This window comes from Stenotrophomonas sp. NPDC077461, assembly GCF_049545475.1.
Classification (GTDB): Bacteria; Pseudomonadota; Gammaproteobacteria; order Xanthomonadales; family Xanthomonadaceae; genus Stenotrophomonas; species Stenotrophomonas nematodicola.
In genome coordinates, this window is record NZ_JBMWDO010000008.1 from 56,290 (window position 1) to 75,390 (window position 19,101).

Sequence of the window (19,101 nt, forward strand, 5' to 3'; positions counted from 1 at the left end):
ACAACGCCATGTCCGTCATCCTGCCGCGCCCTCGCCTGCCCGACCCGGACCCCGGCCACCTGCCGGTGATCTGGACGGTGAGCGTCTCCCGCCTGACCGGCCTGCTCGGCGATGTGATTCCCGAATTCGACCGCCGCGCACGGATCGTGCCGATCAACCTCGGCTTCGAGGAAGCGGTGGACGTGATCGGCCAGCGGCTGCGTCGCGAGCACTGCGATGTCGTGATCGCCGGCGGCTCCAACGCGGCCTACCTGCGCAGCCGGCTGGAGGTGCCGCTGGTGCCGATCCAGGCCAACGGCTTCGACCTGATGGAAGCGCTGGCGCGCGCGCGGCGCATCGCACCGCGCATCGGCCTGGTCACCCATGCCACCGACGTGCCCACCTTCGGCAGCTTCCAGCACAGCTTCGGGCTGGACATCGAACACCGCCGCTTTGTCACCCGTGAAGACGCCCGCGACTGCATCGCCGACATGCGCGCCAACGGCATCGAGGTGATCGTCGGCACCGGCATGGCCATCGATCATGCCGAGCAGGTGGGCCTGCCGGGCGTGCTGCTGTACTCGGCCGATTCGGTGCGGCAGGCATTCGAGCATGCGCTGGAACTGACCCAGACCCTGGCCCGGTCCGGTGCCCCGTCGCCGCGGCGCCGGCCGCCGGCCCGGCACCGCGATGCCGACCACGCCCTGCTCGGCGACAGTCCGCCGATGCAGCAGGTACGCGATCGCATCGCGCTGTACGCCCCGCACGACAGCACCGTGCTGGTCACTGGCGCCACTGGCACCGGCAAGGAACTGGTGGCGCGCCAGCTGCACGCCGCCAGTGGCCGGCGCGGCCGCTTCGTGGCGCTCAACTGCGGGGCGATCAGTGAATCGCTGCTGGAGGCCGAGCTGTTCGGCTATACCGAAGGCGCCTTCACCGGCGCGCGCCGGGGTGGGCGCGTGGGCCTGGTCGAAGCGGCCGAGGGCGGCACGCTGTTCCTGGACGAGATCGGCGAGCTGCCACTGCCGCTGCAGACCCGCCTGCTGCGGGTGCTGGAAGAGCGCGAAGTGCTGCGCGTCGGTGCGACCGAACCTACGCCGGTGGATGTGCGTGTGGTCGCCGCCACGCTGCAGAGCCTGGAATCGCTGGTGGAGGCGCAGCGCTTCCGCCGCGATCTGTACTTCCGGCTGGCGGCGCTGCGGATCGCCCTGCCCACCCTGCGCGAACGCAGCGAGGACATTCCGCTGCTGGTGGCCCACTTCTTCCGGCAGCTCGGCCAGACCGCCTCGCCCCTTTCTGTGGCAGCGCTGCAGCGGCTGGGCGAGGCGCCGTGGCCGGGCAACGTGCGGGAACTGCGCAACGTGGTCGACCGGCTGCGCATCCACTGGCAGCACCGGCCAGGCGACCTGTCGTTGGCGCAGATGCTGCAGTGGGTGCCGGAACTGGACGGATTGCCCCGCGCGCCCGCGCCTGCCCGGGTCGATACGCCGCCGTCGGGGGTGGGGGCGGCCGCCGCCGCCCGGCCGGACGCCGTCACGCTGCAGCAGGTCCTCGCCGCGTGCGGGGGCAACCGCGAGCAGGCGTGCGCGCAGCTCGGCGTTTCGCGCACCACGCTGTGGCGATGGCTGCGCGCCGCCGCGATCGTCTAGCGGCCACGCGGTACGCGCGTCAGGGCAGCGGCTGCAGCGCCATGCGGAAGTACACCACGCGCTCGGTTTCCTCGAATCCGCACGCACGATGCGCCGCATGCGCGGCCACCGCGTCCAGCGCGCTGTCCGAGGCCAGTTCGCTGCAGCCGGCCGCGCGCGTCCAGGCCGCCGCCGCATCGAGCAGCGTGCGTCCCGTGCCCTGGCCCTGCCAGCCCGGCTGCACGTACCAGCCTTCGAGAAAGCCAACCGGCGAGCTGTCGGTGCCGTTGACGTAGTCGCGGCGCAGCCGCACCTCGGCAAAACCGATCGCCTCGCCGTCGGCCGTACACGCCAGCAGCACCGCCCCGTCGGTGTCGGCCAGCGACAGCGCCAACGCATCAACCGGGTCGTCGGCGTCGGGCCACAGCCCCAGCCTCAGCCGCGCCCATGCCGCCGCGTCGGCGGGCACCGCCTGCCGGATCACGGGCGCAGGCGCACTCACGGGAACAGCAGCCGCTTGCTCCACTGGCCGGATGCGTCGATCTCATAGCACCAGCGCTCATGCAGGCGGAACTGCGCGCCGTACCAGAACTCGATGCGCTGCGGCACTACGCGCAGACCGCTCCAACCCGCCGGACGCGGCACGTCCTGGCCGTCGAAGCGCGCTTCGATCTCCGCCACGCGCGCATCGAATGCCTCGCGCGACGCCAGGGTCTGCGACTGCAGCGAGGCCCATGCACCGATCTGGCTCATGCGCGGACGCGACGCGAAGTAGGCATCGGCCTCCGCGTCGGCCACCTGCTCCACCGCACCTTCGATGCGCACCTGGATGCCGGCCTCGCGCAGGCTGCGCCACAGGAACAGCAGGGCCGCATGCGGGTTCTCCTGCAGTTCCCGGCCCTTGTGGCTGGCCAGGTGGGTGTAGAACACGAAGCCACGCGCATCGAACGCCTTGAGCAGCACGGTACGCGCCGATGGCCGCCCGCCGGCGCCGGCGGTGGCCACCGTCATGGCATTGGGTTCGACTTCGCGGCTTGCCTTGGCTTCTTCGAACAGCCCGGCAAAGGTGGACAACGCTTCGGCATACAGATCGGTCATGGCGGTTTTCTTGTCGCGCGGTTTGGGTTTATTGTCGCTGCATGCCCGCACCTGCGTACATGCCCGCCACAAAAGGATTTCCAGATACGCTGGTCGCGCAGGCGCTGGACGATGCACTGGGGTGTGGTGCGGCCCGTCCAGTATTGGCGATCAGCGGGCTGCAGGGGAGCGGCAAATCGACGCTGGCCGCCCAGGTGGTGGCCCTGGCGGAGGCGCGTGGCCTGCGCGCGGCGATGCTCTCCATCGATGATGTCTACCTGACCCGGGCGCAGCGTCAGCGCCTGGCACGGCAGGTGCACCCGCTGCTGCTGACCCGTGGTCCGCCCGGCACCCACGATCTGCCTCTGGCCCACGCCACGCTCGATGCGGTCGCCACCGGCGGGCCGGTCACCCTGCCCCGCTTCGACAAGCTGGCCGACGAGCGCGAGCCGGCGTCGGCATGGCCACGTCTGGCAGGCCCACTGGACCTGCTGGTGTTCGAAGGCTGGTTTCTCGGCACGCCACCCGAGACCGGGGCCGCACTGGCGGCACCGCTCAACGCGCTCGAGCGCGAGGCCGACCCGGACGGGCGCTGGCGGCGCTGGTGCAACGAGGCGCTGGCCAAGGACTATCCGGCCCTGTGGCAGCGCTGCAACCGGCTGTGGTTCCTGCAGCCGCCGGATTTCTCGGTGGTCCCGCGCTGGCGCTGGCAGCAGGAACAGAACCTGCAGGCCGCCCAGCCCGGTCGCAGCAGCATGAGCCGCGCCCAGCTGGAGCGGTTCGTGCAGTACTACGAACGGGTCAGCCGGCAGGCGCTGCGCACGCTGCCGGCCCTGGCCGACCGGGTGATCACGCTGGACGAGCAGCGCCGCGTCGTGCCGGCAGCGCCTCTCAGCTCACCAGGAACGTCACCCGCAGGTTGACCCGCCATTCGGTGATGGTGCCGTCGCCGTCGGTGACCACCTTGGTCTCGTTGATCCAGGCGCCCTGGATGCCCTTCACCGTCTCGGATACCTTCTTCAGGCCGCTGCGGACGGCGTCCTCGACGCTGGTCTTGGAGGAGGCATTGATCTCGATGATTTTGGCCACTGACATGGACAGGCTCCGGCTGCGCGCGGGACATTCCGCGCAGCCCACCATGCGGGCCGGCGCGTAAAGGCCGTGGCACGGAGATGTTAGGATCGCGGGTAATGAATCCCGCTCCGAACCTGATCCTGATCGGCCCGATGGGTGCCGGCAAAACCTGCATCGGGCGCCGCCTGGCGGAGCGCTTCACGCTGGACTTCGTCGACGCCGACCAGGCCATTGTCGAGGCCACCGGCGCCAGCATTCCGGCCCTGTTCGAGCACGCCGGCGAAGCCGGCTTCCGCCAGCACGAACGCCAGGTGCTGCAGGCACTGCTGACCGGCCGCAACCAGCTGGTGTCCACCGGCGGCGGCGCCGTGCTGGACCCGGACAACCGCGCGGCCATCGCCCGGCGCGGCTTTGTGGTGTACCTGCGGGTCAGCGTGCCGGCCCAGCTTGAACGCCTGGCGCGTGACCGCGGCCGCCCGCTGCTGCAGCGCCCGGACCGCGAACAGGTGCTGCACGAGATGGCCGCCCTGCGCGACCCGCTGTACCGCGGGCTGGCCGACCTCACCCTGGATACCGATCTCTACACCCCCGCCGAGGCCACCGCGCAGCTGGTGCTGCGCCTGGCCGCGCAATGGCAGCGACAGGACACCCCCGCATGACCCCCGCTCCCCGCACCGTCGCCGTCGGCGGCGACTCGCCTTACACCATCCATATCGGCCCGGGCCTGCTCGGCCAGGGTGCCCTGCTGGCCCGCCACGTCCGTGGCCGCCATGTGCTGCTGCTCAGCGATTCGTCCGTGGCGCCGTTGTACCTTGACGGGGTAAAGACCGCCCTGCTCGACGCCCGCCCGGACCTGCTGATCGGCACGCTCGTGCTGCCGGCCGGCGAAGCCTCCAAGACCCTGGACAATTTCGGCGCGGCGCTCACCGCACTCGCCGCGCTCGGCGCCACCCGCGATGCCTGCGTGATGGCGCTCGGCGGCGGCGTCGCCGGCGACCTCGCCGGCTTCGCGGCGGCCTGCTGGATGCGGGGCGTGGACTGTGTGCAGTTGCCGACCTCGCTGCTGGCGATGGTCGATTCCTCGGTCGGCGGCAAGACCGCCGTGGACATTCCCGAAGGCAAGAACCTGGTGGGCGCCTTTCACCCGCCGCGCGCGGTGATCGCCGATACCGCCGCCCTGCGTACGCTGCCCCCGCGCGAGCTGCGTGCCGGCCTCGCCGAAGTGATCAAGTACGGCGCGATCGGCGACCCGCTGTTCTTCCAGTGGCTGCAGGCCGAGCACGCCGCGCTGCTGGCCGGTGATGACACCGCGCTGGCCCAGGCGATCGCACGCAGCTGCGAGCACAAGGCCGAGATCGTCGCCCGCGATCCGCTGGAAAAAGGCGAGCGCGCGCTGCTCAACCTCGGCCACACTTTCGGCCACGCCATCGAAACCGAACAGGGCTACGGCGCACCGGGCAATGACAACCTCAACCACGGCGAAGCAGTCGCGGTGGGCATGGTACTGGCCGCACGCCTGTCGGCCCAGCTGGGCATGAGTACCGAGGCCGACACCGTGCAGCTGCGCGATCTGCTGGCGCGCTACGAACTGCCGGTGACGATTCCGCCGGGACTGGCGCCCGACGCCCTGCTGGCGCGGATGCGGCTGGACAAGAAGAACATCGCCGGCCGCCTGCGTCTGGTGCTGTGGCGTGGCATCGGCCGCGCCGAGGTCGTGGCCGACGTCGACGAAGCCGACGTGCTGCGCGTGCTTGCCGCCGGCTGAGGCTGCGACCGTCTGCCGCACCCGGGGCGGCGTCCACGGCCGCCTCCGGCGTTCGCGGCTACAATCGGCACATGCGCGTTTTCCTGCACCAACTCGCCCGCGGTGCCGACCCGGCCCGCTACCTACAGCTCACCCTGCAGCCGGACCTGTTCGGCGGCTGGGAGCTGCTGCACGAGTCCGGCTCCATCGGCGGGCGCGGGCAACTGCGCCGCGAGCTGTTCCTGCAGGAAGACCTGGCGCAGGCCGCCTTCGAGAAGGCGCGCGATGCGCACCTGCACCGCGGCTACACCCTCACCCGCGGCCCCGGCGACCCGCCGCGCTAGGCGGCCACCGCGCCGCCAGCCCCCTTTCGTTCGGCCCTGCGCCACCAGATTCCAAGGAAGCGTTCCGTGACCAGCCCCTCCCGCCATGACCGACTGCTGCGTGCCCTGCGCCGCGAACCGGTGGACTGCACCCCCATCTGGTTGATGCGCCAGGCCGGCCGCTACCTGCCGGAGTACCGCGCCACCCGCGCCAAGGCCGGCAGCTTCCTGGCGATGGCCAAGACGCCCGACATCGCCTGCGAAGTCACCCTGCAGCCGCTGCGCCGTTTCGATCTGGACGCGGCGATCCTGTTCTCGGACATCCTCACCATTCCCGATGCGATGGGCCTGGAGCTGTACTTCGTCGATGGCGAAGGCCCCAGGTTCCGTCACCCCGTACGCGATGCCGCCGCCATCGCCCGGCTGGCGGTGCCGGACATGGAGACCGAACTGCGCTACGTGATGGACGCAGTGCGCGTGATCCGCCGCGAACTCGATGGCAAGGTCCCGCTGATCGGTTTCTCCGGCAGCCCGTGGACGCTGGCCTGCTACATGGTCGAGGGCGGTGGCAGCAAGGACTTCGCCCGGATCAAGGCGATGGCGTTGAACGAGCCGGCCGCTCTGCACCAGTTGCTGTCGGTGGTCACCGATGCGGTGATCGCCTACCTGGCGGCCCAGCGCGCCGCCGGCGCCCAGGTCCTGCAGGTCTTCGACACCTGGGGCGGCGTGCTCAGCCCCTCGATGTACCGCGAGTTCTCGCTGCGCTACCTGACCCGCATCGCGCAGGCGCTCGAGCGCGGCCAGGGCGACCAGCGCACCCCGTTGATCCTGTTCGGCAAGGGCACCGGCCTGCACCTGGGCGCACTGGCCGACACCGGCGCCGATGCACTCGGTGTGGACTGGACCCTGGACCTGTCCGACGCCGTGGCCCGCACCGGTGGTCGCGTCGCACTGCAGGGCAATCTCGACCCCGCCACCCTTTACGGCAACCCGGCGGCCATCGAGCGTGCCGCCGGCCGCGTGCTCGACAGCTATGCCGAGGGCAACGGCGGCTCGCGCGAGGGCCACGTGTTCAACCTGGGGCATGGCATGTCGCCGGACATGAACCCCGACCATGTCGGCGTGCTGGTGGACGCGGTGCATCGGTTGAGCCGGCGCTGAGGGGCAGATGCCGGGCAGCACCCGGCACTGCGCGCCACAGCTGGGTCCCCGCGGCGGGAGACCGGCGCCTCCCGGTCCGACGACGCGGCTCCACCGTTTCTTGATCCAGCATCGGCGATCATGTGTGCCTCGTTGAGGAAGGCACGCACGATGACGACCGGCAGCTACGCTTCGATACGGCCCCTGTTGTGGCTGGTATCGCTGGCGATCTTCATGCAGATGCTGGATTCGACCATCGTCAATACCGCCCTGCCGGCGATGGCGCGCAGCCTCGGCGAAAGCCCCCTGCAGATGCAGTCGGTGGTGTTCAGCTACGCGCTGGCGGTGGCCACCTTCATTCCCGCCTCCGGCTGGATCGCCGACCGCTTCGGCACGCGCCGCACGTTCCTCGTCGCCATCATCCTGTTCACCCTCGGCTCGCTGGCCTGCGCCCTCGCCCAGACGCTGCACCAACTGGTGGGCGCGCGTGTCCTGCAGGGCGTTGGTGGCGCGATGCTGCTGCCGGTCGGCCGCCTTGCCGTGATGCGTTCGGTTCCGCGCGACGACTTCCTGCGCGCCATGAGCTTCATCGCCATCCCCGCGCTGATCGGCCCGCTGATCGGGCCCACCCTCGGCGGGTGGCTGGTCGAAGTCGCCTCCTGGCACTGGGTGTTCCTGATCAATCTGCCGATCGGCGTGATCGGCTTCATCGCCGCCATGAAGATCATGCCCGACCATTACGCCGAGCACCGCACCCGCTTCGACCTGCCCGGCTACCTCATGCTTGCGTTCGGCATGGTGGTGCTGTCGCTCGCGCTGGACGGCATCTCCGGCATGGGCACGCCGCATGCGCTGGTCATGCTGATGACGGTGGCCGGCCTGGCCGCGCTGGTCGGTTACTGGCTGCACGCGGCCAACTCCACCGCGCCGCTGTTCTCGCTGGCCCTGTTCCATGTGCCCAGCTATCGCATCGGCATCCTCGGCAACCTGTTCTCGCGCATCGGCAGCAGCGCCATGCCGCTGCTGATACCCCTGCTCCTGCAGGTCGGCATGGGCATGAGCCCGATGAATGCCGGCCTGTTGATGATTCCGGTGGCCGCCGCCGGCATGGTCTCCAAGCGCTATGCCGTCAAACTGGTCGAACGGTTCGGCTACCGGCGTGTGCTGATGGTCAACACTGTGCTGGTCGGCCTGGCAATGGCCAGTTTCATTGTCATGACCCCCGGGCAGCCGACGTGGCTGCGCGTGGTGCAGCTGGCGGTATTCGGCGCGGTCAACTCGCTGCAGTTCACCGTCATGAACACCGTGACCCTGCGCGATCTCGACCGCGAATTCGCCAGCCCCGGCAACAGCCTGCTGTCGATGGTGATGATGCTCGCCACCGGCTTCGGCGCTGCGGCGGCCGGCAGCCTGCTGGCCGCGTTCGGCCACCTCGACGTCGCCCACGGCGCCACCGCCGCGCTGCATGCCACCTTCGTCTGCGTGGGTGCGATCACGCTGACCTCCACGCTGATCTTCTGGCAGCTTCCCGATACGCGCCCTTCACCGCGCGATGTTGAAGAAGTGGCCGAGTAGCGCCCCTCACACGGGCGGCGGCCAGGGCCCCAGCGCGCGGGCGATTGCGGCGACCAGCAGATCGCCGGTCACCGGCTTGCGCAGGAAGTCCTTGAACCCGGCCTGGCGTACCTGCGCCTCGATCGCCGGATCGGTGCGCGCGGTCACCGCGATGATCGGCATCTCGTAGCCCTGATTGCGGAACTGCTCGGCCAGTTCGATGCCGCTCAGCCCGGGCAGATCCAGATCCAGCAGCGCCACGTCGAAGGGGGTATCCATCACCTCGCGCAGGGCGGCCAGCGCGTGCGCGGCATGGATCACCTCGTGGCCGCGCGCACCGAGCAAGCCGGTCACCACGTCGGCCACGGTGGTGTCATCCTCCACCAGCAGGATGCGCAACGGCGGCAGCGTGGCCACCGCCGCCGCGCCCGGTGAAGCATCGACGGCGGCGCCGTGCTGCAACGGCAGCGGCAGGGTTACGCTGAAACGGGTACCACTGCCGAGCTGGCTCTCCACGTCCACCTGGCCCTGCATGGCCAGTGCGAGTTCCCGGCAGATCGCCAGCCCCAACCCGCTGCCGCCGTACTGTGCGGCCGTGCGCGCGCCATCGGCCTGCTCGAATCGTTTGAACAGACGCTGCTGCTGTTCGACACTGATGCCCGGCCCGGTGTCGGCCACTTCGATGTACACACCGCGGTCGGGCGCGATCGCGCGCAGATGCAGGCTGACATGGCCGTGGCTGGTGAACTTGACCGCGTTGCCGAGCAGGTTGAGCAGGATCTGGCGCACGCGCATTTCATCGCCCACCGCCCAGGTGCCCGGCGGCAACGCATTGTCCACCATGAAACGCAGTTGCTTCTGTTCGGCCAGTGCGCTCATCAGCGTGCAGACGTCGTGCACCAGCTGGTCCAGCGGGAACGGCTGCGTCTGCAGTTCCAGCCGGCCGGACTCGATCCGCGCCAGATCCAGCGCGTCGTTGACCAGGTGCAGCAGGTGCTCGCCGGCGTGGCGGATCGATTCGGTGTAGCTGCGCTGTTTCGGGTCCAGCGGCGAGGCAAGCAGCAGCTCGCTCATGCCCAGCACACCGGTCATCGGCGTGCGCACCTCGTGCCCGAGGTTGGCCAGGAAGCGGGTCTTGGCCATCGACGCCTGTTCGGCCAGTTCCTGCTTGTGCAGCGCCAGCTGATAGGCATGCCGACGTTGCAGCCGCCGCCGGTACAACCAGGCGAACAGGCTCAACGACAGCAGCACCAGCGAGGTCAACAGCAACAGGCCGGACAGGCTCCGCCACCACGGTGGCAGCACCCGGAACTCGAGCACCTGCACCCGCGACCAGATGTGGTCGGCCGACCGGGCCTGCACTTCCAGCCGGTAACGCCCCGGCGACAGCCGCGAGAACAGACGCTCGCCGGCCGGCCCCACTTCGACCCAGTCCGGGTCGTAGCCGGCCAGGCGGTAACGGTAGGTATTGGAGGACGAATCGGCGAAGGACAGCAGCCGCGCCACGATGCGCAGGTCACGGTCGCCATCGGCGATCTCCAGGGGGTTCAGATGGGTCAGGTCGATCACGCGTTCGCCGCGGCGTACCTCCACCCGTTCGATCACCAGCGGCGCGCGCCGGGTGGAGGGCTTCACCTGCGCCGGGTCGAACACCACCACACCGGCCGGGGTGCCGCCGGCAATCCGGCCGCTGGCCGTCATGGTCAGTGTGCGGCGACGGAATTCCTGGCTGGGCAGACCGTCATGCACGCCATACAGGCGCACGTTCTCGCTGTGCGGATCGGCGCGCACCAGGCCGCGCGCGCTGGCCGCCCACACCACACCCTGCGCATCCACCACCAGGCCCGAGGCGGACACTTCCGGATAGCCGCGCTCGGCGCCGATCTGCGCGACGGGCACCAGCCGTTCGTCCTGCCAGCGGTACTGGCTCAGGCGGCCCTCTTCGGACAGCCACACCGAGCCATCGGCGGCCCAGGCCATCGCGTATACACCGCCGGTGGGGCCGCCCGGTACCGGTTCGAAACGACGGCGCATCGGGACCCACCGCATCAGCCCCTGGTTGGTGGCCTGCCACAGGTGATCGCCGGGGCCGCAGCGGATGTCCTGGGTCATCTGCCCGGGCGCCATGCCCGCATGGCCCAGCGGGATCTGGTTGAGCACGTGGCCATCCAGATCACGCTGCTGCAGGCCGTTGGAGGCCATGACCCAGAGCCGGTTGCCATCGCACAGGATCAGCGCTTCGATCGCGCCCTCCATCGAGGCGTCAACGGCGGCATCGCGCCCCCAGCGGCGCATGCGTCCGTCCTTGGGGTCGTAGCGCGTCAACGCATCCCACGAACCGATCCAGACCTGCCCGCGCGGGTCCTCGACCACCGACTGCAGCCACTGGGTCCCATCCACCCAGGTTTTGTGCTGTTCGATCTGACCGCTCACCGGATCGAATTTATCCAGCGCCCCGTGCGTGCCCACCGTCCACACCCCGCCATCGGCGGCAGCGGCCATGCCAAGCGCATAGGCATTGCGCAACGATGCCGGATCATCCTCCAGGCGCGACAACACCGAGAACTGCCACCAGCGCGGCAACAGATGCCACAAGCCGCCATTGGTGCTGGCCATCCAGATGCCGCCTTCGCGGTCTTCATAGGCGCCCGTCCAGTTCGGCCGCACCTGCCCGCGCGCCACCGCGCTGTACAGCGGCACCTGCTGGAACTGATTGTCAAAGGCGCGACCAAGGCCCGAGCGGGTGTCCAGCCAATACCCGCCCTGTTCGTCGCGCAGCATCATGCCCAGGATCTGGTCACCCGCGGAGACCTTCCAGGGCGCCGGTTCGAACCGGCCGTCCGGACGTCGCACCACGACCCCGGCGTTGGTATTGATCCACAGGCTGCCGTCGGACTCGGGGGTGAGCCCATTGATCATCGCCAGCGGCAACAGAGCGTCGGGCACGCGCTCGAAATCGTGGCCGGTCCAGCGCGCCAGCCCCGCCTTGGTGCCGACCCACAGGGTGCCGTCCGGCGTGGTGGCCAGGTTGCCCACCGACGCGGAGGGCAGGCTGCGCGGATTGTGCCGCTCGGGCATGTAGCGGGTGATCGTGCCATCGCGGTCCATGCGATGCAGGCCGCCTTCGAACGTCCCGAACCAGATCGCGCCATCCGGCGTGGACGCCACGCTCCAGATCGTGTTGCTGCCGATCTCGGGATGGTTCTGGCGGTCGTGGAAACGCAGCTCGCGGCGATCGGCCGACATCATCACCAGGCCGGCGTGCTCGGTACCGATCCAGAGCCGGTTGCGCGGATCCACATGCACCGTCCAGATATGGTTGTCGCGCAGCCCATCCTCGGCACGCCAGATGCGGTAGTTGCGCCCGTCGAAGCGGGCCAGGCCGTCGTTGGTGGCGATCCACAGGTAGCCGTAGCGATCCTCGGCCATGCGGTTGACGGTGTTCGACGGCAGGCCGTCGAACACGGTCACCTGGCGGGGCGTCGGCGGTACCGGTTGCGCGGCGGCCACGCCGGCGCAGCCCAGGCCCACGGTGATGAGGAGCAACCACAACAGACGCAACACCAATGGATCTCCCGAGTCTGTCCGTCGATTCGCAGCGCCCGCCACGGGTGGGCATGCATCCGTCCCGGTCCCCGGGCAGCGGCCCACATACTAAACCGCCCGGCTCATGGCGTCGCCTCCGGCCCGGCCTGCAGCACCGTCTCGATCGCCGCAGCGCCGAGTGGCAGCGGTACCACGCCGGCGGCACCGGCCTGCCGCGCCTGCCACGACAGCGCCGCAGTCGGCGCCGGGTCCAGCAGCCAGGCCGGCCCGTCGCCGGGTCGCTCGCGCACCAGACCGAGCAGCGCCAGGCCGTCGACCCCCGGCAGTGTGCGCTCCACCAGCAGTGCCTCCACCGGCCCCCGCGACAGTACCGGCAGGGCGGCCAGCGCGTGCGCCGCATGCAGCACGTGCCGGCCGTGCGCGCGCAGACCGGCCATCAACCTGCGGGCAGCGGCGGTGTCCTGCATCACCAGCAGCACCGGCCACCGCCCACCACCATCATCGGCGATGTCCAGGTTCCGGTGCCGCAGGCCACCGGCCATCGGCAGATGCACCAGCACCCGCCAACCATCGACGGCAGGAGCCACGGTGATATGCCCGCCCATCGCCTCCACCCGCAGGCGTGCCGGCGACAGGGCAGTCTGCAGCGCCTCACACGTGGGCGACGGCAGGGGCAACGTCGCCGTTGTCGTCCTGCGCCCACCGCGCAGATGCGCGGCCAGTTCCACGCGGACGCCGGCGTGCCCGGGCAACGGGTCGGCGTGCAGCAGCAGTTGCCGCGCATCGGTACCGCTGGACAAGGCCTGCAGGGCCAGCACGACGGCCTCGGCCATGCGCTCCGGATCACCGCACCCGACCTGGGTGGGCCCCACCCGCAGGCATGCCGCCAATGCCTGCCCACGCTGGCACAGCGGGAGCACCTGGGTAGTGACCACCCGCTGCAACACCGCCAGCGGCGCAAACACGCGGGGATGCAGGTTCGGCCTTCCCGCCTCCAGCCGGGCGGTATCCAGCGTGCGGTTCACGATTTCCAGCAGTTGCCGCCCTGCCCGGTGGATGCGCCGCACCCGGTCCTGCTCGGCAGGGCCAAGCCGGCCATCGAGCAGCAGCTCGCTCATGCCCAGCACGCCGGTCAACGGGGTCCGCAGTTCGTGGCCCAGCGTTGCCAGATAGTCTGCCTTGGCCCGCCCCGCCCGTTCGTCGGCCGCCTGGCGACGCGTCGCAGCCGCCTCGCGGCGCCGCTGCCGACACCGGCGCACGCCGCCGCCGGCCAGTGCCACAACCAGCACGGTGCCGCCGGCAGCCAGGCCGGCGCGGACGTCGGTGCGTTCCAGCGTGGAGGGAGCCATGTCCACCTCCAGTACCTGCACGGCCGACCACGGCCCGCTGTCGCTGCGCGCCTGGTAGAACACACGATGACGTCCCGATGCCAACGTCGGAAACTCGCGGATGCCGGGCCGTCCGACGCTGATCCACCCGGCGCGCTGCCCTGCCATGCGGATGCGGTACTCGCGGCGGCGCCCGTCGCTGGCCAGCACGCGCACCTGCACCCGCAGATCGCGGTCGCCCGGCTGCAGCCGCACGGGCGAGACCGCCGGCAGCTCTGCCAGCACGCCGTGTCGACGCACCTGTACACGATCCAGCACCGGTATCGGATCGGCGCGGGGTGCCTGCAGCGCCGCCACCTCCACCAGCACTGCCCCGCCGGCCGTGTCCAGCGGCAGCAGCAGATGGTGGCCGGCACGCAGTATCCGGCCGCTGCGCATTGCCGCAGCTGGCAGGCCATCGGCCGGCGTGAGCACGCGCGGCGCCGCCCCGTCGTGGCCCAGCCGCAGCAGTCCGCGTGCCGTGGTTGCCCACAGTCCGCCACCGGCATCACCGGCCAATCCACGCACGGGACCTGCATCGGGGTCGAGCGGCCGTCGTGTCTCGGCGATGAGACGGCCGCCCTGCCAGCGGTAGCCGGTCACGGCCGAGCGCCCGGCCACCCACACCCGGCCCTGCGCATCCACATGCAAGGCCGTCACCGCCTCTCCGCCCACGCCCGGCACCGGCTCCAACCGCTGGCGTTCCGCCGCCCAGCGGTACACCCGCGTCGCCGACGCCACCCAGAGTGCGCCGTCGGCCCCGCATTGCATCGCTGCCGCATCCACTGCTGCCGGCAAGCCTGCCGCGCTGCGCGTCCAGCGACCGCGCAGGCGTCCCCGTCGATCGCGCTGCTGCAGCCAATCGCCGTCCAGGTGCCAGAGCTCTCCGGCTCCGCAACTGCGAAGCACCCGCTCGGCGCCCTGCGGCTGGACCGGCACCGTCCAGTGACGCACTGCGCGGCTGCGCGGGTCCCAGCGGGTCAACCGGCCCGGCCCCGCCATCCACACCTGGCCGTGGCTGTCTTCAACAACGGCACGCCGGCCTGACCCGCGTGGAGTCGCATCACGCACCACCCGGCGGGAGCGCGGCGCGGCCGTCGCGTCGATCCAGTGCAGCCCACCGTCGGTGCCTGCCCACCATGCGCCGCCGTCCCGTCCACTGGTCCATGCCGCCGGCAGTGCCGCGTCCTGGCCCGGCGCACCCGCGATGGTGCGGAACGCACGCCAGTCCGGCCGCAGCCGCCAGACCCCCAACTGGGCGGCAAGCAGCCACACGCCGCCATCGCGATCCTCGTGCATGCCCACGATACGGGGGCGTGTCCGTCCGTCCGACGCCGTCAGCGCCACCTCGCGCCGCACGCCGGTCTGCGGGTCTTCGCGCCACACGTGCGGGCCCTGCGCAAGCCAGCGCGCGCCATCGCGCGTGACACCGAGCAGGCGCAGGCCCGGCACGGACGCAGACGCGGCGACTGCCTCCGTCGCGGTGCGTCGCTGCACACCGCCGGCGTCGCCGACCCACATGTGCGCACCCGCCGGGGCCAACGCATGGACTGCCCGGTCCGCTGCGCGGGTGGGCAGAAAGGCCTCCCCGCGCCAGCGTGCCAGGCCCCCTGCAGTGCCGATCCACACGGTGCCATCCGCACCGCGCGCAAGGGCACGCACGCGGGGAGACGGCAATCCTGCCCCTGCCGGACCCGGCAGGAAGCGCTGCAGCCGCCCGTCGGCAGTGCGTCGATACAGACCGGCATCGCGCGTGCCGAACCAGAGCGAACCGTCTGGCAGGGGCAGCAGCGTGGTGATCGCACTGGCGGCCAGCGCGCGCGCGCCCTCCACGCGACGCAGGTGGCGGCCGTCGGCGGAAAGATGCAGCAGATGGCCGCTGGCCGTGCCGGCCCACAGCTGGTCCTGCGCATCCAGCGCCACGCTGGTGATGTCGTTGTCGGGCAGCCCCTGTTCAATGCGCCACAGCCGGAAGCGCCGTCCATCGTGGCGCGCCAGTCCATCGGAGGTTGCAAACCAGCGGTAGCCCTGCCGATCCTCCACGATCTGGTAGACACGGTCCGATGGCAGTCCCTGACGCATGGAAACCTGTACCGCATCGGGCGTGTGAGCCCACGCGCCCGGCACGACCAGGTGCCCCCAGAGCAGGACAAGGCACAGCCGCACCAGGCCCTTCATCACCGGTCCACGCACTGCTGCAACGCCGTGGCCAGATGCCTTGCGGTCACAGGCAGCCGCAGGAAGGCGGCGTAGCCACCCGCCTCCGCCAGGCGCGCCGCCTGCGGGGCGCTGCAGGCGCTCAATGCCAGGCGGGGGACGCCAGGCCATTGCGTGGCCAGCCGCAGGCCGACGCTGCCGGCGGCGTCGCCGAGCGCCGGGTCGACCACGATGACGTCCCATGCCGGCGCGGCCCTCGGCCGCTCCGGCGCCCGGCCGTCGACGACCTGCACGTGATGGCCAAGGTGCCGCAGCAAGGCGGCAATCACGTCGGCGACGGCTGGCGCCACCACCAGCAGCCGCAGCGCGCGTGCGTGCCGCTGCGCGGGCTGCCCGACATCGCCGGCGTCGGCAGGCATGCGAACCGGCGGCATGGGCAGTTGCAGGGTGAAGCAGCTCCCCTCCCCGACCACGCTCGCCAGCGTGATGTCGCCCCCCATCGCCTGGGCCAGCTGCCGCGAGATCGCCAGACCCAGGCCGGTCCCCCCGTGGCGCGCCGCCGTGCGCTCCCCGTCGGCCTGCTCGAAGCGCTGGAAGATGCGTCGCTGCTGCACCGGGTCCAGACCCGGACCCGTATCGATCACGCGCAGGCACACACCGTCCGCAGTGCCGGTGTACGCCGCCTCCAGCACCACCTGCCCACGCGCCGTGAACTTCAACGCGTTGCCAAGCAGATTGAGCAGGATCTGACGCAGGCGTGCGGGATCGCCGAGGAAAGCGCGGCGGGCTGCCGGGTCCACCTGCCAGCGCAGCGACACGCCGCGCGCCTGCGCCACCGGTTGCAGCAGGGCCTGCAGATCGTCCAGCAGCGCGGGCAGATCGAACGCCACGCACTGCAGGTGCGGGGTTCCGGCCTCCACCTGCGCGACATCCAGCGCGTCGTCCATCAGCTGCATCAGGTGTTCACCGGCGCGATGCAGGCTGCGCACCTGGTCGCGCTGCGCATCGGTCAGCGGCGCGTGCTGCAGCGCGTCGCTCCAGCCGAGCACCGCACTCATCGGCACCCGCACGTCCCGGCCCAACCGCAGCAGCATGTCGGTGCGCGCCCGCGATGCCTGCGCCGCCCGTTGCCGCTGTTCCTCGCCATGCCGCGCGCGCAGCCGCCGCCGAGCATGGCGGCGGTACGCACGTATGCCGAGCACGGTGGCCGCGCCAAGCACCGCGGCGATGGCCAGCCGCCCGCGCATTGCCTGCCCGGCGCCGGGGGCGACGTCCAGCACAAGGGAGGTGTGCGACGCGGCACGCCCGTCATCTGGCAGCGCCTGCACGTCGAGGACATGCCGGCCCGGCGGAAGCCGCGCGAACATGCGCTGGCCGAGGTGACCGGTATCCACGCTGTCGTTGCCCGCGCCACGCAGTGCGAAACGGTAGCGCACGCGCATGGGATCGGCATTGCCGGCCAGGCGCACGGCAACCCGTACGTTGCGGTCACTTGCGCGCAACCGCACGGTGCCGGCCACCGGCAACGGGACCATTGCGTGCCCCCGGTGCACGCTGACCGCGTCGATGTGCAGCCCGCGCCGTCGTGACGGATCGCGCAGACGGGCCGGATCGAACAGCAGCACGCCGCCTTCGCGCACGGCCGCCACCAGCGTGCCATCGGACAGCGTGCGCAGGCGCTGGGGCATGACCTGCTGCACCGGCACGCCGTCGCCCGTGTCGAACAGGCGGATCCGCCCGGTATCCGGATCGGCACGCACCAGGCCCCGCGCGCTGCCGCTCCACGCCCTTCCTGCCCCGTCCACGGCCAGCGCCTGCGCGTCCAGCTGCGGATACCCCTGAGCCGCATCGAAGCGCTGCGTCGGGTGCAGCCGCTGGCCATCCCAGCGGTAGCGCTGCAACGCGCCGGGACCGCTGGTCCACAGATGCCCGTGCGCATCCTCGGCCAACGCCGAGACACGGCCTGATAGACCGCCGGACACACGTGTGAAGCGCTCCTGCGCCGGCAGCCAGCGACGCAGCCCGCCGCGGTCGCCCGCCCACAGGGTGCCATCGCGCGCGCACAGCAGCGGGACCGCCGACGCCGGCGGCATCCAACCCAGCGCCGCCGGCGTGCCTCGCAGCCGCACCACACCGTCCGCATCGCGGCGCTGCACGTGGTCGTTGGCGACGATCCACACCGCGCCATCGCGGCACACCGTTACCGCCAGCGGCCCCGTCCCGGCGTCGACCGGCAATGACCAGCGCCGCCAGTGCCGGTGTGAAGGGGTGTAGCGCAACAGCCGCGAGCCTGTCGCGATCCAGACCCTGCCCTGCGCATCCTCGGCCATGCCCAGCGTGCGTGCCTCGTCCAGCTCACCGGTGAACGGCACCGGGCGCCCCGCCACACCGGTACGCGGGTCGAGGAGCTGCAGGTTGCCGTGGCTGCCGGCCACCCAGATCCGGCCATCCTTCGACGCCGCCAGCGCGCCCGCGTACGGGTCGCGCAGGCCCGCGCCCGACGCCAGCGCGGTGAACTGCTGCCAGCGCGGCGGCAGGCGCCACAGCCGATGGTCGTCGCTGCGCAGCCACACGCCGCCGTTGCGGTCTTCCTGCATCTGCCGAATCACTGGCGCAGGCAGCCCTGGAGGGGATGGCAATGCAACCTGTCGCACCTCGGCGGCCTGCGTCAGCACCAGCCCATCAGCCTGCTGCCACCAGGTCTCGCCGGCGTCCCCCCGCAGCAGCGCACGGGCGGCGGTCGCGTGGGTGCGCGTGGGCACGGCATCGGGATGGGCAAGATGGAAGGCGGCCCGTGCGGTGGTCACCCAGACTCCGCCGCGCGGATCGGCGGTCAGACCCACCACCGGCGTGGACGGCCATGCCGCGACCGGTGTCAGCTGCGCCGAACGACCATAGGCCAACCCCTTCGCGGTCCCGACCCACATGCCCCCATCCCGATCACGCGCCAGTGCGGTGATCTGCGGCGACGGCAGGCCGCGCGCGCGTACCCAGCCGGCGGCATCGCGCCACACGTAGGCCCCGTCGGAGGCACTGCCCACCCACAGGCCGAGTACGTCACTGGACAGATGATCGATCCGCAGCGGGCGCGCGGCGCCCGGCGCGCGCGGCGCGGGATGGCGGTCAACCCGTTCACGGTCGTCCGACCAGGCCATCAGCTGTCGCGAAGCGGTCAGGCCCCACAGTCGGCCGCGCGGATCGACATGCAACCGTACCCACGCCGTCTCCGACATCCCGCGCGCTGTCGGCTGCAGCCGATAGCGGCGCCCGTCGAAGCGCAGTACTCCCAGCTCGGTGGCCAGCCACACGTCGCCGAGCGCGTCCTCCACCACGTCGCGCACCTCGCGGGCAGGCAAGCCGGTGGTCGCATCCTGCAGTTGCGGCACCGGGCGCATCCCCCCTTGTGCATCTCCCCGCAGGGGCCAGGCCAGCCAGGCCAGCATCAGCAGCAGGCGACATCCGTGGAGGAACGCGGTGGCCTCCGCAGCGCGGGCCGCCACGGCCTAACGGGG

General features: G+C 71.2%; 13 protein-coding genes. 7 read left to right on the forward strand and 6 right to left on the reverse strand.

Annotated elements, in window-relative coordinates:
• Positions 1-8 precede the first annotated feature (8 nt).
• Positions 9-1,628, forward strand: coding sequence for a propionate catabolism operon regulatory protein PrpR (gene prpR, locus ACPEH8_RS14280; RefSeq protein WP_136003092.1), 1,620 nt, complete (start codon positions 9-11; stop codon positions 1,626-1,628).
• 19 nt (positions 1,629-1,647) lie between these two features.
• Here prpR and aac(6') read toward each other — a convergent pair whose 3' ends face one another.
• Both aac(6') and pdxH read right to left on the reverse strand, forming a co-directional pair.
• Entirely contained in the window at positions 1,648-2,109 is a 462-nt protein-coding gene (aac(6'), locus tag ACPEH8_RS14285) for an aminoglycoside 6'-N-acetyltransferase (RefSeq protein ID WP_262072006.1), read from the reverse strand.
• Complete coding sequence (gene pdxH, locus ACPEH8_RS14290; protein WP_136003090.1) at positions 2,106-2,705, reverse strand: pyridoxamine 5'-phosphate oxidase; 600 nt, start codon at positions 2,703-2,705, stop codon at positions 2,106-2,108. The genes aac(6') and pdxH overlap by 4 nt, the downstream gene beginning before the upstream one ends.
• 41 nt (positions 2,706-2,746) lie before the next feature.
• Between pdxH and ACPEH8_RS14295 the strand changes: the two genes are divergently transcribed.
• The gene (locus ACPEH8_RS14295; RefSeq protein WP_313217669.1) at positions 2,747-3,607 is read left to right on the forward strand and encodes a kinase; all 861 of its coding nucleotides are present in this window, start codon (positions 2,747-2,749) and stop codon (positions 3,605-3,607) included.
• Here the strand turns inward: ACPEH8_RS14295 and ACPEH8_RS14300 are convergent.
• On the reverse strand, positions 3,576-3,779 hold the full coding sequence (locus tag ACPEH8_RS14300; RefSeq protein WP_262072004.1) for a dodecin family protein: 204 nt from the start codon (positions 3,777-3,779) through the stop codon (positions 3,576-3,578). The two genes, ACPEH8_RS14295 and ACPEH8_RS14300, sit on opposite strands and share 32 nt — an antisense overlap.
• A 95-nt stretch (positions 3,780-3,874) precedes the next feature.
• Here ACPEH8_RS14300 and ACPEH8_RS14305 point away from each other — a divergent pair, with 95 nt between their 5' ends.
• The 5 genes from ACPEH8_RS14305 to mdtD all read left to right on the forward strand — a co-directional run bounded on the left by ACPEH8_RS14305 (position 3,875) and on the right by mdtD (position 8,540).
• Positions 3,875-4,417, forward strand: a complete 543-nt coding sequence (locus tag ACPEH8_RS14305; protein WP_136003087.1) for a shikimate kinase — start codon at positions 3,875-3,877, stop codon at positions 4,415-4,417.
• Positions 4,414-5,523 (forward strand): 3-dehydroquinate synthase, encoded by a 1,110-nt coding sequence (aroB, locus tag ACPEH8_RS14310; protein ID WP_136003086.1) that lies wholly within the window; start codon positions 4,414-4,416, stop codon positions 5,521-5,523. The genes ACPEH8_RS14305 and aroB overlap by 4 nt, the downstream gene beginning before the upstream one ends.
• Positions 5,524-5,594: 71 nt before the next feature.
• Entirely contained in the window at positions 5,595-5,846 is a 252-nt protein-coding gene (locus ACPEH8_RS14315; RefSeq protein ID WP_136003085.1) for a WGR domain-containing protein, read from the forward strand.
• A gap of 66 nt (positions 5,847-5,912) precedes the next feature.
• On the forward strand, positions 5,913-6,986 hold the full coding sequence (gene hemE / locus ACPEH8_RS14320) for a uroporphyrinogen decarboxylase (RefSeq protein WP_136003084.1): 1,074 nt from the start codon (positions 5,913-5,915) through the stop codon (positions 6,984-6,986).
• A gap of 150 nt (positions 6,987-7,136) precedes the next feature.
• Positions 7,137-8,540, forward strand: coding sequence for a multidrug transporter subunit MdtD (gene mdtD / locus ACPEH8_RS14325; RefSeq protein WP_017357382.1), 1,404 nt, complete (start codon positions 7,137-7,139; stop codon positions 8,538-8,540).
• A 6-nt stretch (positions 8,541-8,546) separates the two neighbouring features.
• On the opposite strand, the gene ACPEH8_RS14330 is transcribed toward mdtD, so the two are convergent.
• The 3 genes from ACPEH8_RS14330 to ACPEH8_RS14340 all read right to left on the reverse strand — a co-directional run bounded on the left by ACPEH8_RS14330 (position 8,547) and on the right by ACPEH8_RS14340 (position 18,975).
• Positions 8,547-12,086, reverse strand: a complete 3,540-nt coding sequence (locus tag ACPEH8_RS14330) for a hybrid sensor histidine kinase/response regulator (RefSeq protein WP_017357381.1) — start codon at positions 12,084-12,086, stop codon at positions 8,547-8,549.
• A gap of 101 nt (positions 12,087-12,187) precedes the next feature.
• Positions 12,188-15,610 (reverse strand): two-component regulator propeller domain-containing protein, encoded by a 3,423-nt coding sequence (locus ACPEH8_RS14335; RefSeq protein WP_423667234.1) that lies wholly within the window; start codon positions 15,608-15,610, stop codon positions 12,188-12,190.
• Positions 15,610-18,975, reverse strand: a complete 3,366-nt coding sequence (locus ACPEH8_RS14340; protein WP_423667237.1) for an ATP-binding protein — start codon at positions 18,973-18,975, stop codon at positions 15,610-15,612. The genes ACPEH8_RS14335 and ACPEH8_RS14340 overlap by 1 nt, the downstream gene beginning before the upstream one ends.
• Positions 18,976-19,101: the final 126 nt, after the last annotated feature.